Here is a 16,158-nt window from a genome sequence, read left to right as displayed (position 1 = left end):
CTCGGACCCTTGCCGCTCACTCGGCTTCTCCTGCGCTGCCCGCGGTCGATCCCCCATCAGACATGCCGCCCGCTATGGGCATGCGCCGAGAGGAGCATCCATGCTGAGCGCCCTCACTCCGGGAGCGGCTTCCCTCGCATCGGAGCCACCGATCACCGGCCGGTGGTCGATGACCGCTATCGCCGCTGTCACCACGCTGGACGGTCCGAGGTTCGGATACGGCATCGGCGTGACTGCCGGCGCGCTGCCCTTCATGACCAAGTCCCCGAGCAGGGGTGGGTTGGTCTACCCGCCGGCCCGTAGCTGCGGGACGCCCCGATGCTTGGACGAAGGAGTTCTCCCATGGCACATCCCGTAAGCACGCGCGCATCCGCGCTTCCGCCGCTCACTCCCGGTCCGCACCGCAAGCGGTTGGGCCTCATCTCGATCGTCGCCTGCTTCGGCGGCCTGCTGTTCGGCTACGACACCGGTGTGAGCAACGGTGCGGAGCACCCGATGCAGATCGAGCTCGGGCTGGACAATCTGTCGCTGGGCATCGTCATCAGCTCACTGGTCTTCGCCGCCGCGGTGGGCGCACTGCTCGGCGGGCAGGTCTCCGACGCATGGGGCCGCCGCAGGGCAATCCTCCTGTTTGCGGTGCTGTTCTTCGTCGGCACACTGTTCGAGGTGTTCTCGCCGGGCTTCGGGGTCCTCGTGACCGGGCGGATTCTGATCGGGCTCGCGGTCGGTGGTGCATCGACCGTGGTCCCGGTCTACCTCGCTGAGCTCGCCGCAGTGGAGATCCGGGGCTCGATCACCGGGCGGAACGAGCTGGCGATCGTGACCGGCCAGCTCGCGGCGTTCGTGATGAACGCGATCATCGGCACCGTCTTCGGCGATCTGGACGGCGTCTGGCGCATCATGTTCTCCATCTGCGCGCTCCCTGCCGTGGCCCTGTTCGTCGGCATGCTGCGGATGCCCGAGTCGCCGCGCTGGCTGGTCGAGAAGGGACACCACGACCGGGCTCTGGCGGTACTGAAAACCGTTCGTTCAGAGGAGCGGGCCATCGCCGAACTGGCCGAGGTGGAGCGCGTCGCCGCGGAAGCGAAGGAGGAGCACCGGGTCGGCGTGGGGGCGATCCTGACGAACAAGTGGCTGATCCGGATCGTGCTCGTCGGCATCGGGGTCGCCATGACCCAGCAGCTCACCGGCATCAATTCGATTATGTACTACGGCCAGCGGGTGCTGATCGAGGCAGGATTCACCGCAGGCGCGGCACTCATCGCCAACATCGCCTCGGGCGTCTTCGCCGTCATCGGTGGCGTGATCGCGCTCCACAACATGGACAGGATCGACCGGCGCAAGACCTTCGCCATCGGCCTCTCGCTGACCACGACCTGCCATGTCCTCATCGGCACTGCTTCGATGCTGCTGCCGGTCGGGAGCCCGCTGCGCCCGTATGTCCTCCTGTTCCTCGTCGTGGCGTTCGTCTTCTCGATGCAGTCATTCCTCAACGTTGCGGTATGGGTGTGGCTGGCGGAGATCTTCCCGCTGCACATGCGCGGCCTGGGGATCGGCGTCGCCGTGTTCTTCGGGTGGCTCATGAACGCCCTGCTCGCCCTGTTCTTCCCGTCGCTGGTCGCAGGGATCGGTATGACCGGGGTGTTCTATCTGTTCGCCGGCATCGGTGTGGTCGCGCTGATCTTCGTCGTCACCCAGGTGCCTGAGACCCGCGGAGTGTCGCTGGAGAAGCTGGAGGAGGACGTCACCAGCGGTGCGGCCTACGACCTTGGAAGGGTCGGCCACGTGGGCTAGGCCTGGCCGGCCGGCCGGCGGACCGGGCGCTGGCGCCCACGTTGTACGGGGCGCTCGCCGCAGCATCGGCCTCCTGCTGGTGTGGGCGGCGGGGCACAGCGGCCGATCCGAGGGGTGAAGCACCGCTCCATGGCAGGTCGCGATGGATCAGGCGATGCCTCATGTGCCCTGCACCTCACATCCATGAAGATCTCCCAGGACATCCGCCGCGAACACGGCGGCGACCTGGCCGTGGACCCCGAGGCCGGTATGGCCGAGAAGTCCAAGGAATTCGCGGCAGCGGGCAACCGGGTGTACTTGCCGATCGCGGACTGACCGCCGGCACGATCTGAACACATGACGAGGAGGCTCCGGGAATGCCCGGGGCCTCCTCGTCATGCGGAATTACTCCGGCTGATGATCCGGTCCCCCGTAGTCCGGGCTGGTGAAGTCCGGGCTGGTGAAGCGGGGGCGGGTGGTGGTGCGGTGGTCGTCCTCGGGGCCCGAGAAGCGCGGGTGGGTGTAGCCGAGGGTGGGCATCCGGCCGCTGTCCGGGGTGTCCGCGACCGTCGGTTCGGCGGGTGCCACCGTGCTCGCTTCGGCGGGTGCCGCCGTGCTCGCGGGGACCGTCGGGCCCTTCTCCTTTTTCCGGACGTCCGGCTCCGGAGGCGGCTCCGGAGCCGTCAGGGCTTCCAGGAGGAAGGGCTTCAGGCCGCGTTCCTGGAGGGCCTGGAGCCAGCGGGCCTTTGCCCGTTCGACCTCCTGGGCCAGTTCCGTGGGGTGGGAGGCGCGCAGGGACGTGGCGCCGTTCCGGAGCGCGGTGACCACCAGGCCGCCCATCGCGATGAGGATCGTCGCCGCGGTCAGGGCCGCGAAGACCCAGCCGACGCTGATCAGCGGCTGGGCCAGGGGCTCGTCGGGGCTGACGGTGTGCAGGACGTAGCCGATGAGGAGGAAGAGGACCGCGGCGATGCCGGCCAGGACGGGCGCGAGGACCGTGACCATGGCGGCCAGTCCGGCGCCGGTGGCCTCGGAGACCTCGCCCATCGTGGCGAAGCCGACGCCGGTACCGCCCGCGCCGTCACCGCCGCCCTCGCCCGCTTCACCACCGGCCGTGGCCGGGCGCGCGGCGGCGGGCGCACGCAACTCCGCGCGGAGCGCGACGTAATGCTGGTACTCGGCCGTCGCGCACGCGGCGATGGCGGTCGTGGCGCTGAGCGCCATGGTGCGCAGCTGCTCGGTGTTGAGGCGCATGCCCGTCGCGGCGAGATCCGGGCGGTCGGCCGCGGTGCGCAGTGCCTCGTCGAGGGCCCGCCGGAATTCCTCGCGGTCCTCGTTCAGCAGGTGCGGAGCGCTGCTGTTCATGTGCATCCCCCGATGCTCCGTAGGGCCGTACGGGCCGGCGTGGGCCGGGCAGTTGGCGGGAAACGGAGGAGAGCCTGCTACGGATAGACCGATGGTAGAGCGCCTCCAGCACGGCGTGACAGAGGATTTCGGAAATTCGCTCCGCCCGTGACAAGCCCCCCGACCGCCCGGCACGTCCCGCCGCCGGCCTGTGGTACCCCTGCCCCGATACGGGTCAGACAGTCAGGGGGAGTTGAACGACGAGCAGCTTTCCGGCCATCGTGACGCCGCCGTCCATGGCGACCGCGAGCCCGTCGGCGTACACGTGCGGCTCTTCGACGATGGGGTCCTCGCCCTCGCCGTCCTCGGTGCCGACCTCGCCGAGGAGGTACGGGATGGGGCTGTGACCGTGGACGATGCGCTCGCCGCCGTACGTGGCGAGCAGTTCGCGCACGGCCTGCGGCCCGGACTCGTCGCGGAAGGCGAAGCGCTTGGTGAGCTTGCGGAAGAGGTCCCAGACCTCGTTGGCGTCGCTGCGGGTGAGGACCTCGTGGACGGCGTCGTTGACGGCCTCGATGGAGTCGCCGTAGTCGAGGTACGCGGTGGTGTCGGAGTGCACGAGGAGGTGGCCGTCCTCCTGCGTGACGGCGTCCAGCCGGGCCATCCACTGCAGGTGGTGGTCCTGGAGGCGGTCCATGTCGGTCTTCTGGCCGCCGTTGAGCAGCCAGGCGGCCTGGAAGGAGGCGGTGCCCGCGCCGGACTGCACGGGGGTGTCACCGAACCGCTTGGCGCCGAGCAGGAGCAGTTCGTGGTTGCCCATGAGGGCCTTGCAGTAGCCGCCGGCCGCGGCGGCCTCGGCGGACAGCTGCATGACCAGGTCGATGACGCCGATGCCGTCGGGGCCGCGGTCGGTGAAGTCGCCGAGGAACCACAGCCGGGTGTTGCCCGCCGCCCAGTGGCCCTCGGCGTCGATCAGCCCCTCGGTGAACAGCGCCGCGCGCAGCTCGTCGTAGTAACCGTGCACGTCGCCGACGACGTACAGCGGGCCGCCGGGCTCGCCCTCGCCGACCTGCTGGAGCTCCACCATGGGCTGGTCGACGAGCGTGTCCGTATACGCGGTCGGGGCGCCGTTCGGGCCGACGACCGGGATGTCGCGCTCGGTGGGGGTGTAGTCGGCGGGCAGCTCGTCCTGCGGCAGCGTGGCCTGCGGGCCGGTGCCGTACGTGAGGCGCGCGTACGGCCGGGTCCTGGTCCGTACGCGGACCTCCGGGGCCAGGTGCTCCTGGAAAACGGGCATCTCCTGGGGAACGGCCAGGTCCTGGGGGACTTGGCCGGATGGCAGGCCGTAACCGTCCTGCGGGACGTATCCCTCCTGCGGTGCGTACGCGCCATCGGCGGCGTACGGGTCCTGCGGGCGACCGTCCAGTGCGGCCCCGGGAGTTCCAGGAGGAACGGGCGCAGGAGGTTGTGCTGCCATGGTCCGCACCATGGGTCCCAGACCGGCCCCCTGAGTCATCGACCCCTCCACCGTCGCGCCGCCGTGCACCTCGCGGACCTTGCCTGGTCGACGGCGGTCCGTGGTGTCGTGCGCCCATCATAGGAATGCCGCTCGCAGGTTGTGACGCACCCGGGGGTGGTCAATCGTTCGGAGCCCGGCGTTCCCTGCTATTTTCTCCCGGCTTCGCCCTCTTTTTCCCTGCGCGGCCATGGCCGTCCGGCGGAACGCTCAGTCGCCGGACGGGCCGCGCGGTGGGCTGACCGTCGTACGTGGGGACCTCCGTTGAGAGGAGGTGCGCACGATCAGGTCGGTCGGTATTACCTGCTCGACCGGGCGTCCGCTGTCGAGCCCCTCGATGGCGTCGATGAGCAGCTGGACGACGGCGGTGCCGATGCGCCGGGGCTTGAGAGAGAGGGTCGTGATGGGGGGCTCGGTCGTGGCGTAGACCGTGGACTCGCTGCAGCACACCAGCAGGAGATCGTCGGGGACCCGGAGGCCGTACCGGCGGGCGGCGGCGAGCAGGTCGGTGCCGTTCGGGTCGAAGAGGCCGTAGACGGCGTCCGGGCGGTCCGGGCGGGCCAGCAGCCGGTCGGCGGCGACGGCGCCCGCGCACGGGTCGTGCGCCGGGTAGGACTCGTACACCGGGTCCTGGCCGACCCGCTCGCACCAGCGGAGGTACGCGGTGGTGGACAGGCGGGTGTAGGTGTCGGTGGTGGTGCCCGTGAGGAGGCCGATGCGGCGGGCGCCGGCGTCGGCGAGGTGCTCCAGGAGGCCGATGACGGCTGCCTCGTGGTCGTTGTCGACCCAGCCGGTGACGGGGAGGGTGCCGCCGGGGCGGCCGTCGGAGACGACGGGGATGCCGTGCCGGACGAGCTCGGTGACGACGGGATCGCCGTCGGCCGGGTCGATGACGACCGTGCCGTCCAGGGCGACGTTGGACCAGACGTCGTGGCGGGAGGTCGCGGGGAGGATGACCAGGGCGTAGCCACGGGCCAGCGCGGCGGAGGTGGCGGCGCGCGCCATCTCGGCGAAGTACGCGAACTCGGTGAAGGTGAAAGGTTCATCCCCGTACGTGGTGACGGTCAGCCCGATCAGGCCGGACTTGCCGGTACGGAGCGTGCGGGCGGCGGCGGAGGGGCGGTAGCCCAACCGGTCGGCGACCTCGCGGACGTGGCGACGGGTGGCGTCCGGAAGCCGGCCCTTGCCGTTGAGCGCGTCGGAGACAGTCGTGATGGAGACACCGGCTGCGGCGGCCACGTCCCGGATGCCTGCCCGCCCCAACCGGCGTCCGGTCGACCGGCTCACCTGGTGCTTCCCTGCTGCTGTCATGGCGAGCCGATAGTAGGGCTCGGAGGGGGCCATCGCGGGGCTCCCTTATGCGCAGGCGAAAGGCACGTTTCTGCATGCCGAAAGGCCGTCAACCTCCTTGGAATGAAAGGAGGTTGGGGGTCAGGACGTGGTTCTGGCCGGTGATCGTCGGGCTTGACCTGCAGATTGCGCCAGGTATCGAAGAGGTCTCAAGTCACCTTCACGGGTGACGCGCGCCACGGCGCGAGCCACCGGCGCGTGACACAGGGGGAGGCGCTCCGCAAAGGCCCTGCGCCCTGAGCTGGGGCATGGCGCCGGTATATGACATGCGCATGCCCGTACGAGCTCCCGGAGGGACCGGAGGGCGGCGGACCCTACGCCGCACGGCTCAATCCTCATAAGGTGTGCAGTATTGGTGACGAGCGGGACGGTCGAGGAGGACCTGCGGTGAGCGAGAAGACCCCGAAGCTGCGTGCGGCGCTGGACGGCGTCCCCACCTACAAGCCCGGGAAGCCGGCCGCCGCGGATGGCCCGGTGGCGTACAAACTGTCCTCCAACGAGAACCCCTATCCGCCGCTGCCCGGCGTGCTGGAGACCGCGGTGACCGCCGCCGGCGCCTTCAACCGGTACCCGGACATGGCCTGCACCGGGCTGATGGCGGAGCTGTCGGAGCGGTTCGGCGTGCCGGCCGAGCACCTGGCGACCGGCACCGGCTCGGTGGGCGTGGCCCAGCAGCTGATCCAGGCGACGGCCGGGCCGGGCGACGAGGTGATCTACGCCTGGCGCTCCTTCGAGGCGTACCCGATCATCACCCAGATCTCCGGCGCCACGTCCGTGCAGGTCCCGCTGGACGCGGGTGAGGTGCACGACCTGGACGCGATGCTCGCGGCCGTCACCGAGCGGACCCGGCTGATCTTCGTGTGCAACCCGAACAACCCCACCGGCACCGTGGTGCGCCGCGCCGAGCTGGAGCGCTTCCTGGACGCGGTGCCCTCGGACGTACTGATCGTGCTGGACGAGGCGTACCGCGAGTTCATCCGCGACGCCGACGTGCCGGACGGCATCGAGCTCTACCGCGACCGCCCGAACGTCTGCGTGCTGCGCACCTTCTCCAAGGCGTACGGGCTCGCCGGGCTGCGGGTGGGCTTCGCGGTGGCGCACGAGCCGGTCGCGGCGGCGCTGCGCAAGACGGCGGTGCCCTTCGGCGTGAGCCAGCTCGCGCAGGACGCGGCGGTCGCCTCGCTGCGCAGCGAGGACGCGCTGCTGGAGCGGGTGGACGCGCTGGTGGCCGAGCGGACCCGGGTGGCCGAGGCGCTTACCGCTCAGGGCTGGACCGTGCCGGAGTCGCAGGCCAACTTCGTGTGGCTGCGGCTGGGGGAGCGCACCGTGGACTTCGCGCGGGCGTGCGAAGAGGCGGGCGCCGTGGTGCGGCCGTTCCCCGGCGAGGGCGTGCGGGTCTCGATCGGCGAGACCGAGGGCAACGACATCTTCCTGCAGACGGCGGAGGCATTCCGCAAGGAGCTGTGACCGGCGGGTGTGAGTGCGGCGGGGTGGCCGCGGTCCTTGTGGTCCGCGGCCACCCCGCTTTTGCGTGCGTCAGGCGCGTTCCACCCGGATGGGGTCGCCGTCGCGGACGGTGGCGAGGCGGCGCGGGTCGCCGTCGACGCGGCCGAGGATGTTGCAGGGGGACGCGAGCCGGGACTCGTCCCCGTGGGAGATGGGCGTGGGGCCGTACGGCAGGGCCAGCGCGTCGCCGTCGGTCCAGAACGCGACGGTGCCCGGTTCGACGACCTGCTGGGCGCCGGCCTCCAGCGCGGGGGAGACGGGGGTGGCGAAGTAGACCTCCTCGCCCCAGGTGCGGGCGGTGGAGGCGAGCGGCAGCGCGGCCTCCAGGGCGGTGGTGGTCGGCGTGTCCTCCAGGGTGGCGGTCAGGTGACCTGCGGGCCATGAGATGCGTATCTGCATGGCGCCAAATTCAACAATATGTTGAAGCTGGGCGGAAGAGGCGTCGACGAAAAACGGCGTGTACACGTTCACTAACAGCCCGTCCCGCGGCCGCTCGGCAGGCCGTAACAAGGTTTTCCGCACCACGGAAAACCACGTGACCGCGGTCACGCACCCCCGATCGATTGAACGAAAACCCATGGGAGATAATTGCTTGTGAATGTGAACGCGTTCACAAGCACCTCCGCTTTTGTCCCTCTTTATGCAGGACAAAAGGGACAGGAGGTGTGGCGGGAACGGCGACCGTAAGGAGACATCGACGTGGAACTGGCGTTGGCGCCAGAGACCTTGGCGCGATGGCAATTCGGCATCACGACCGTCTATCACTTCCTCTTCGTGCCCCTGACGATCTCTCTCGCCGCCCTGGTGGCCGGACTGGAGACGGCATGGGTCCGCACGGGCAAGGAGCAGTACCTCAAGGCGACGAAGTTCTGGGGCAAGCTCTTTCTGATCAACATCGCGATGGGTGTCGTCACCGGCATCGTCCAGGAGTTCCAGTTCGGCATGAACTGGTCCGACTACTCGCGCTTCGTCGGTGATGTCTTCGGCGCCCCGCTCGCGTTCGAAGCCCTCATCGCGTTCTTCTTCGAGTCCACCTTCATCGGCCTGTGGATCTTCGGCTGGGACAAGCTGCCCAAGAAGATCCACTGCTTCTGCATGTGGATGGTCTCGATCGGCACGATCCTGTCGGCGTACTTCATCCTCGCGGCCAACTCCTGGATGCAGCACCCCACCGGCTACAAGCTGAACAAGGCCACCGGGCGCGCGGAGCTGACCGACTTCTGGAAGGTGCTGACGCAGGACACCACCCTGGTCGTCGTCTTCCACACCCTCACGGCGGCCTTCCTCGCGGGCGGCGCCTTCATCGTCGGCATTGCCGCGTACCACCTGCTGCGCAAGAAGCACGTCAAGGTCATGCGGACCTCGCTCCGCCTCGGCCTGGTGACGCTGGTCGTGTCCGGCCTGCTCACCGCCGTCAGCGGCGACCTGCTGGGCAAGGTCATGTTCCAGCAGCAGCCGATGAAGATGGCCTCGGCCGAGGCGCTGTGGGACGGGCAGGCACCCGCGCCCTTCTCGGTCTTCGCCTACGGGGACGTGTCCAAGGGCCACAACACCGTCGAGGTGGAGATACCCGGCCTGCTCTCGTTCCTCGCCCACGACGACTTCTCCTCGCACGTGCCCGGCATCAACGACGTGAACAAGGCCGAGCAGGAGAAGTACGGGCCCGGGGACTACCGGCCCAACATCCCGGTCGCCTACTGGGGCTTCCGCTGGATGATCGGCTTCGGTATGACCTCCTTCGCCCTCGGCGTGGCCGGCCTCTGGCTCACCCGCAAGAAGTTCTGGCTCTCGCAACGACTGCGGACGGGCGACGAGGAGGTACCGCACCTCGCGCTCACCAAGGACAAGGCGCTCGGGGACGGGCTGTCCAAGTGGGCCTGGCGGCTCGCCGTGGTCACTATCGGCTTCCCGCTGATCGCGAGCTCCTGGGGCTGGATCTTCACCGAGATGGGCCGTCAGCCCTGGGTCGTCTACGGCGTGCTGCGCACCTCCGACGCGGTCTCCCCCGGCGTCTCGCAGGGCGAGGTGATCACCTCGATGGCCGTCTTCACCGCGCTGTACGCGATCCTCGCCTGGGTCGAGGTCAGGCTGCTCGTCAAGTACGTCAAGGCCGGACCGCAGGAGCTGTCGGAGTCCGACCTCAACCCGCCCACGAAGATCGGCGGCAACGACAGCGATGCCGACCGGCCCATGGCCTTCTCGTACTAGGGAGCAGCTGTGCACCTTCACGACGTCTGGTTCGTCCTCATCGCCTTCCTGTGGGTCGGGTACTTCTTCCTCGAAGGGTTCGACTTCGGGATCGGCGTGCTCACCAAGCTGCTCGCCCGTGACCGGCGCGAGCGGCGGGTCCTCATCAACACCATCGGCCCGGTCTGGGACGGCAACGAGGTCTGGCTGATCACCGCGGCGGGCGCGACCTTCGCGGCCTTCCCCGAGTGGTACGCCACGCTCTTCTCGGGCTTCTACCTGCCGATGCTGCTGATCCTGCTCTGCCTCATCGTGCGCGGTGTGGCCTTCGAGTACCGCCACAAGCGGGACGAGGAGCGCTGGCAGAACAACTGGGAGAACGCGATCTTCTGGACCTCGCTGCTCCCGCCGGTGCTGTGGGGCGTGGTCTTCGGCAACATCGTCGGCGGCGTGAAGATCGACGCCGACAAGAACTACGCCGGGTCCCTGCTCGACCTGCTGAACCCGTACGCGCTCCTCGGCGGCCTGGCCATGCTGGCGCTGTTCACCTTCCACGGCGCGGTCTTCGCCTCGCTGAAGACGGTGGGCGACATCCGGGAACGGGCGCGTGTCACGGCCTCGTTCCTCGGCATGACCGCCATGGGGCTGGCGCTCGCCTTCATGGTCTGGACGCAGATCGACACGGGCAACGGCAAGAGCGTGGTCGCGCTGGTCGTGGCGGGGGTCGCGCTGCTCGCCGCGCTGGTGGCGAACATGTTCGGGCGGGAGGGCTGGTCCTTCGCCTTCTCCGGCGTCACCATCGCGGCCCTGGTCGTGATGCTGTTCCTGACGCTCTTCCCGAACGTCATGCCGTCCTCGCTCAACGAGAGCTGGAACCTCACGGTCAGCAACTCCGCGTCCAGCCCGTACACCCTGAAGATCATGACCTGGTGCGCGGCCATCGCGGCCCCGCTCGTGATGCTCTACCAGGGCTGGACGTACTGGGTGTTCCGCAAGCGCATCGGCACGCAGCACATCGCCGACGCGCACTGATCCCCTTCCGTTACGTACGCCAGGACGGATGTTTCACGTGAAACCGATCGACCCGCGCCTGCTTCGGTACGCCCGTGCCACCCGCTTCTTCCTCGTCGCGGTGGTGATCCTCGGCCTTGCCGGGGCGGGCCTGGTCATCGGCCAGGCGATGCTCATCGCCGAGGTCGTCGTCGGCGCCTTCCAGCGCGACCTCGACCTCGGCGGCCTGAGCACGCCGCTCCTACTGCTCGCGCTGGTCTCGGTCGGCCGGGGGATCGTCTCCTGGCTGACCGAGCTGGCCGCGCACCGGGCGAGCGCGGCGGTGAAGTCCGAGCTGCGGACGCGACTGCTGACGAAGGCCACCGGGCTCGGCCCGTCCTGGCTCGGTACTCAGCGGACCGGTGAGCTCACGAACCTCGCCACCCGCGGCATCGACGCGCTCGACGACTACTTCGCGCGCTACCTGCCGCAGCTCGGCCTCGCGGTCGTCGTGCCCATCGCCGTGCTCGTACGGATCGTGACCGGCGACTGGATCTCCGCGGCGACCATCGTCGTCACGCTCCCGCTCATCCCGCTCTTCATGATCCTCATCGGCTGGGCGACCCAGTCGCGGATGGACCGGCAGTGGAAGCTGCTGAGCCGGCTGTCCGGCCACTTCCTCGACGTCGTCGCGGGACTGCCCACGCTGAAGGTCTTCGGCCGGGCCAAGGCCCAGGCGGACGCGATCCGCACCATCACCGGCGAGTACCGCCGGGCCACGCTGCGCACGCTGCGCATCGCCTTCCTGTCCTCCTTCGCCCTGGAACTGCTCTCCACGATCTCGGTCGCGCTGGTCGCGGTCGGCGTCGGCATGCGGCTCGTGAAGGGCGACCTCGACCTGTCCACCGGGCTGATGGTGCTGATCCTGGCGCCCGAGGCGTACCTGCCGCTGCGGCAGGTGGGCGCGCAGTACCACGCGGCGGCCGAGGGGCTGGCGGCCGCGGAGGAGATCTTCGCGGTACTGGAGACGGAAGCGGGGACCGGGCACGGCGGGACGCGCGAGGCCCCGGCGGGGACCGGGATCGTCGTGGACGGTCTGGTCGTACGCCACCCCGGGCGCCCCGAACCCTCGCTCGCGCAGACGTCGTTCGAGGTCGCGGCCGGGGAGACCGTGGCGCTGACGGGGCCGTCCGGCGCGGGCAAGACCACGCTGCTGAACGTCCTGCTCGGCTTTGCGAAGCCGGCCGCCGGCCGGGTGCTGATCGACGGCGTGGACCTCGCCACCCTCTCCCCCGACAGCTGGCGCAGCCGTATCGCCTGGGTGCCGCAGCACCCGTACCTCTTCGCCGGCACGGTCGCCGAGAACGTGCGGCTGGCCCGGCCGGACGCCGATGACGCGGCGGTGCGGGCCGCGCTGCGCGACGCCGGCGCGCTCGGCTTCGTCGATGCGCTCCCCGACGGCCCCGACACCCGGCTCGGCGAGTCCGGCGCGGGCCTCTCCGCCGGACAGCGCCAACGGCTCGCCCTCGCCCGCGCGTTCCTCGCCGACCGCCCGGTACTGCTGCTCGACGAGCCCACCGCGAACCTCGACGGCGCGACGGAAGCGTCCGTCGTGGACGCGGTGCGCCGCCTGGCCCGGGGCCGCACGGTTCTGCTGGTGGCCCACCGCCCGGCCCTGCTGCGGGCGGCCGACCGGGTCGTTCACCTCACCGGACACCACGACGCACCGGCACCCGCCGAGACGACGGAAGGGTCCGGGGCGGAGGGGGTGGTCGTCGGACGTAAAGCGAAGCAGTCCGACGACCACCCCCGGAGTCCCGGGCCCGGCACCGACAACGACGCCGAGGCGGAGACCCGGGCCCCCGCCCTGGCCCGCCTCCGAACGCAGGCACGAGCCCACCGCTCCCGCTTCGCCCTGGCGCTGCTGCTCGGCAGCCTCGCCCTCGGAAGCGCCGTAGGCCTGATGGCCACCTCCGGCTGGCTGATCTCCCGGGCCTCTCAGCACCCGCCGGTCCTCTACTTGATGGTCGCCGTCACCGCGACCCGCGCGTTCGGCATCGGCCGGGCCGTCTTCCGGTACGCCGAGCGGCTGGTCGCGCACGACGCGGTGTTCCGGATGCTGGCGGACGCCCGGGTGGCGGTCTACCGGCGGCTGGAGAAGCTCGCGCCCGCCGGGCTGCGCGACCGCAGCCGCGGCGACCTGCTGTCCCGGCTGGTCGCGGACGTGGACGCCGGGCAGGACTACTTTCTGCGCTGGCTGCTGCCGGCGGGCGCGGCCGTCGTGGTCGGCGCGGGTTCGGCCGGGTTCACCGCCTGGCTGCTGCCGGAGGCCGGCGCGGTGCTCGCCGTCGGGCTGCTGCTGGCGGGCGTCGTCGTACCGCTGGTGTCCGGCGCGCTGGCGCGGCGGGCCGAGCGGCGGCTGGCCCCGGCCCGCGGCGTGCTCTCCGCGCGCGTCGTCGACCTCCTCACCGGTACGGCCGAACTCACGGTCGCGGGCGCGCTGCGGGAGCGGCTGGCCGGTACCCGGCGCGCGGACCGCGAGCTGACGGCGGTGGCGTCCCGGTCCGCCGCGGCGGCCGGTGCCGGTGCCGGGCTGATCGCGCTGCTGACCGGGCTGACCGTCGCGGCCGCCGCGGTCGTCGGCGTACAGGCCGTGCACGACGGGCGGTTGAACGGGGTGAGCCTGGCGGTGGTCGTACTGACGCCGCTGGCCGCGTTCGAGGCGGTCGCCGGGCTGCCGCTGGCCGTGCAGTACCGGCAGCGCACCCGCCGCGCCGCCGAGCGGGTCTTCGAGGTACTGGACGCGCCGGCGCCGGTCTCCGAGCCGGCGGAGCCGGTGGCGGTACCGGAGTCGCCGTTCCCGCTGATGGTGAGCGGGCTGACGGCCCGGCACCCCGGGCAGGTGCGGCCGACGCTCGACGGGGTGGGCTTCACGCTCGCGCCCGGCCGCCGGATCGCGGTCGTCGGCCCGTCGGGCTCGGGCAAGACGACGCTCGCGCAGGTGCTGCTGCGCTTCCTGGACCGGGAGTCCGGTACGTACACGCTCGGCGGGGTGGACGCGCAGCAGGCGGACGGCGACGCGGTACGGCGGCGGGTCGGCCTGTGCGCGCAGGACGCCCACCTCTTCGACAGCTCGGTGCGGGAGAACCTGCGGCTGGCCCGGCCGGACGCCGACGAGGCGGATCTCTGGGCGGCGCTGGCCGGCGCCCGGCTCGCGGACTGGGTGCGCGGGCTGCCGGACGGGCTGGACACGCTGGTCGGCGAGCACGGAGCGCGGCTGTCCGGCGGGCAGCGGCAGCGCCTTGCGCTGGCCCGCGCGCTGCTCGCGGACTTCCCGGTACTGGTACTGGACGAGCCGGCCGAGCACCTGGACCTGGCCACCGCCGACGCGCTGACCACCGACCTGCTGGAGGTGACCAGCGGCCGGACGACGGTCCTGATCACGCACCGGCTGGCGGGTCTGGAGGCGGTCGACGAGATTCTCGTACTGGACCGCGGGCGCGTGGTGCAGCGCGGCCCGTACGAGGAGCTGGCCGCGGCCGACGGCCCGTTCCGCCGGATGCGGGACCGCGAGCGGGCGACGGACGCGCGGTACGCGGCGGCGGCCCGGCCGTAGCGCCACGCGGCGCCGGGTCCGTCCTCAGTAGTCGAGCGCGACTTTCCTCGACAAAAGGGACTTACTAGGCTCGGGGCATGGCAGCCACGGCAGGATCAGCGAGCGGGCCCGGACCGGCGGAGGGCCCCGCGCAGGACTCCGATGCCGGCACCATGGACGCCGCCACGGAGGCGACGCGCAGCCTCCAGGGGCTGGCACCGCAGATCACCGCCCGGCTGCCGCGCCTCCTGGAGGCCATGCGGACCGTCGGCGCGGGCCTGGACCTGCACATCACGCTGGACCGCATCGTGGAGACCGCCGCCGAGCTGGCCGACGCCCGGTACGCGGCCATCGGCATCGTCGACGAGGCGCGCGAGGGTCTGTCGGACTTCGTGACGTACGGCGTGACCGGGGAGGACCACCGGCGCATCGGCGCGCTGCCCGACGGCCAAAAAGGCCTGCTCGGCGCGCTCATCCACGACCCTCGGCCGGTGCGCCTGAGCGACCTCACGCAGGACCCGCGCGCGGCCGGCTTCCCGCCCGGACACCCGCCGATGCGCACGTTTCTCGGGGTGCCGATCCGCGTACAGGGGGAGATCTTCGGCAACCTCTACCTGACGGAGAAGCGCGGCGGCGGCGAGTTCAGCGAGGGCGACCTGCACATGGTGCGGGTGCTCGCGACCGAGGCGGGCCTGGCGATCGGCAACGCCCGGATGTACGCGGCGACCCGGCAGCGCGAGCGCTGGATCGACGGCGCCGCCGCCGTCACCACCGCGCTCCTCGCGGGCAGCGACGTGGACGAGTCGCTGGCGGTCGTCGCCGAGCAGGCCCGGCGGCTGGCGGACTCGGCGGCCGGGATCGTGCTGCTGCCCGAGGCGGACGGCGGACTGGAGATCGTGGCCGCGGCCGCGGACGACCCGGTGCGGCTCACGGGGACGCACATCCCGCCCGACAGCCCGGTGACCGCCACCCTGCTCGCCGGGGAACCGGTGTTCGTCGAGGACTCGGCGACCGATCCGCGCATGGTCACCGAGGTCGCGCCGTACTTCGGGCCCAGCATGCTGCTGCCCCTGAAGAGCGGCGGCCGCGTCCTGGGCACCCTCGCCACGCCACGGGCCCGCGGCGCGCGGCAGTTCACCGCCGCGGAGCGCACGCTGGCCACCCAGTTCGCCCAACAGGCCGCGCTGGCGCTGGTCCTGGCGGATGCGCGGCGCGACCGCGAGCGGCTGGCCGTCTACGAGGACCGCGACCGGATCGCCCGGGACCTGCACGACCTGGTCATCCAGCGGCTGTTCGCGACCGGGATGATGCTGGAGGGCGCCGCGCGCAAGGCGGTGGTGCCCGAGGTGCGGGACGGCGTCGGCAAGGCCGTCGACGAGCTGGACGTGACGATCCAGGAGATCCGTACGGCGATCTTCGCCCTGCAGCAGGGGCCCGCCGAGGCGCCCGCGGGGCTGCGTACACGGGTGCTGCGCGAGATCGGCACGGCGGCGGTGCCGCTGGGCTTCCAGCCGTCGGTGAACTTCGTCGGCCCGGTGGACGCCAGGGTCGGCGAGTCGACCGGCAAGAATCTGATCGCCGCGCTCCGTGAGGCGCTGTCCAACGCCTTCCGGCACGCCCACGCCTCCCGTATCGAGGTCGTCGTGGACGCCACGGCCACGCTGCCGGACGGGCGGGACGCGGTACGGCTGACGGTCGCCGACGACGGCGTGGGCATCCCCGAGGGCGGCCGGCGCAGCGGCCTGAAGAACCTCGCCCGGAGGGCGGAGGCGCTGGGCGGGTCCAGTACGTACGGGCCGGGGCTCGGCGAGGAGGGTGCGGGCACGATGGTCACGTGGGAGGCACCGCTGTAACGGGCGGCGGCGCAGCTGCTCCAGGTGGTGCGTACGGCAGCGTC

Annotated in this window: 11 protein-coding genes; 7 read left to right on the top strand and 4 right to left on the bottom strand. The window is 71.2% G+C overall.

The window, feature by feature from the left end:
• Positions 1 to 342 precede the first annotated feature (342 nt).
• Positions 343 to 1,794 carry a sugar porter family MFS transporter gene (locus AB0I82_RS24075; RefSeq protein WP_363259416.1) on the top strand — a complete coding sequence of 484 codons (1,452 nt, stop codon included), beginning with the start codon at positions 343 to 345 and terminating at the stop codon, positions 1,792 to 1,794.
• Between the two features lie 183 nt (positions 1,795 to 1,977).
• On the top strand, positions 1,978 to 2,109 hold the full coding sequence (locus AB0I82_RS24070) for a hypothetical protein (protein ID WP_363259415.1): 132 nt from the start codon (positions 1,978 to 1,980) through the stop codon (positions 2,107 to 2,109).
• Positions 2,110 to 2,178: 69 nt separating this feature from the next.
• On the opposite strand, the gene AB0I82_RS24065 is transcribed toward AB0I82_RS24070, so the two are convergent.
• The 3 genes from AB0I82_RS24065 to AB0I82_RS24055 all read right to left on the bottom strand — a co-directional run bounded on the left by AB0I82_RS24065 (position 2,179) and on the right by AB0I82_RS24055 (position 5,944).
• Entirely contained in the window at positions 2,179 to 3,144 is a 966-nt protein-coding gene (locus AB0I82_RS24065) for a hypothetical protein (protein WP_363259414.1), read from the bottom strand.
• A 208-nt stretch (positions 3,145 to 3,352) separates the two neighbouring features.
• The gene (locus AB0I82_RS24060; protein ID WP_363259412.1) at positions 3,353 to 4,594 is read right to left on the bottom strand and encodes a metallophosphoesterase; all 1,242 of its coding nucleotides are present in this window, start codon (positions 4,592 to 4,594) and stop codon (positions 3,353 to 3,355) included.
• 249 nt (positions 4,595 to 4,843) lie between these two features.
• Positions 4,844 to 5,944 carry a LacI family DNA-binding transcriptional regulator gene (locus tag AB0I82_RS24055; protein ID WP_363259411.1) on the bottom strand — a complete coding sequence of 367 codons (1,101 nt, stop codon included), beginning with the start codon at positions 5,942 to 5,944 and terminating at the stop codon, positions 4,844 to 4,846.
• A gap of 426 nt (positions 5,945 to 6,370) precedes the next feature.
• Between AB0I82_RS24055 and hisC the strand changes: the two genes are divergently transcribed.
• Positions 6,371 to 7,450, top strand: a complete 1,080-nt coding sequence (gene hisC, locus AB0I82_RS24050; protein ID WP_363259410.1) for a histidinol-phosphate transaminase — start codon at positions 6,371 to 6,373, stop codon at positions 7,448 to 7,450.
• A 69-nt stretch (positions 7,451 to 7,519) separates the two neighbouring features.
• On the opposite strand, the gene AB0I82_RS24045 is transcribed toward hisC, so the two are convergent.
• The gene (locus AB0I82_RS24045; RefSeq protein ID WP_363259409.1) at positions 7,520 to 7,888 is read right to left on the bottom strand and encodes a cyclophilin-like fold protein; all 369 of its coding nucleotides are present in this window, start codon (positions 7,886 to 7,888) and stop codon (positions 7,520 to 7,522) included.
• 300 nt (positions 7,889 to 8,188) lie between these two features.
• On the opposite strand from AB0I82_RS24045, the gene AB0I82_RS24040 reads away from it, so the two are divergent.
• The 4 genes from AB0I82_RS24040 (at position 8,189) to AB0I82_RS24025 (ending at position 16,114) form a co-directional block, all read left to right on the top strand.
• The gene (locus AB0I82_RS24040) at positions 8,189 to 9,697 is read left to right on the top strand and encodes a cytochrome ubiquinol oxidase subunit I (RefSeq protein WP_363259408.1); all 1,509 of its coding nucleotides are present in this window, start codon (positions 8,189 to 8,191) and stop codon (positions 9,695 to 9,697) included.
• Between the two features lie 9 nt (positions 9,698 to 9,706).
• Positions 9,707 to 10,708, top strand: coding sequence for a cytochrome d ubiquinol oxidase subunit II (gene cydB, locus AB0I82_RS24035; protein WP_363259407.1), 1,002 nt, complete (start codon positions 9,707 to 9,709; stop codon positions 10,706 to 10,708).
• A gap of 37 nt (positions 10,709 to 10,745) precedes the next feature.
• Complete coding sequence (cydD, locus tag AB0I82_RS24030; RefSeq protein ID WP_363259406.1) at positions 10,746 to 14,282, top strand: thiol reductant ABC exporter subunit CydD; 3,537 nt, start codon at positions 10,746 to 10,748, stop codon at positions 14,280 to 14,282.
• Positions 14,283 to 14,434: 152 nt separating this feature from the next.
• Complete coding sequence (locus AB0I82_RS24025) at positions 14,435 to 16,114, top strand: GAF domain-containing protein (RefSeq protein ID WP_363259651.1); 1,680 nt, start codon at positions 14,435 to 14,437, stop codon at positions 16,112 to 16,114.
• The last annotated feature ends 44 nt before the right edge of the window (positions 16,115 to 16,158 follow it).

This window comes from Streptomyces sp. NPDC050315, from assembly GCF_040655775.1.
In the GTDB taxonomy this organism is placed as follows: domain Bacteria; phylum Actinomycetota; class Actinomycetes; order Streptomycetales; family Streptomycetaceae; genus Streptomyces.
This window is presented reverse-complemented; position numbering and strand designations above follow the sequence as displayed.

Excerpts from the sequence above, each read along its gene's own strand:
- AB0I82_RS24075 (WP_363259416.1), top strand. The coding sequence starts at position 343 with ATGGCACATCCCGTAAGCACGCGCGCATCCGCGCTTCCGCCGCTCACT.
- AB0I82_RS24070 (WP_363259415.1), top strand. The coding sequence starts at position 1,978 with ATGAAGATCTCCCAGGACATCCGCCGCGAACACGGCGGCGACCTGGCC.
- AB0I82_RS24065 (WP_363259414.1), bottom strand. The coding sequence starts at position 3,144 with ATGCACATGAACAGCAGCGCTCCGCACCTGCTGAACGAGGACCGCGAG.
- AB0I82_RS24060 (WP_363259412.1), bottom strand. The coding sequence starts at position 4,594 with ATGGCAGCACAACCTCCTGCGCCCGTTCCTCCTGGAACTCCCGGGGCC.
- AB0I82_RS24055 (WP_363259411.1), bottom strand. The coding sequence starts at position 5,944 with ATGACAGCAGCAGGGAAGCACCAGGTGAGCCGGTCGACCGGACGCCGG.
- AB0I82_RS24045 (WP_363259409.1), bottom strand. The coding sequence starts at position 7,888 with ATGCAGATACGCATCTCATGGCCCGCAGGTCACCTGACCGCCACCCTG.
- AB0I82_RS24025 (WP_363259651.1), top strand. The coding sequence starts at position 14,435 with ATGGACGCCGCCACGGAGGCGACGCGCAGCCTCCAGGGGCTGGCACCG.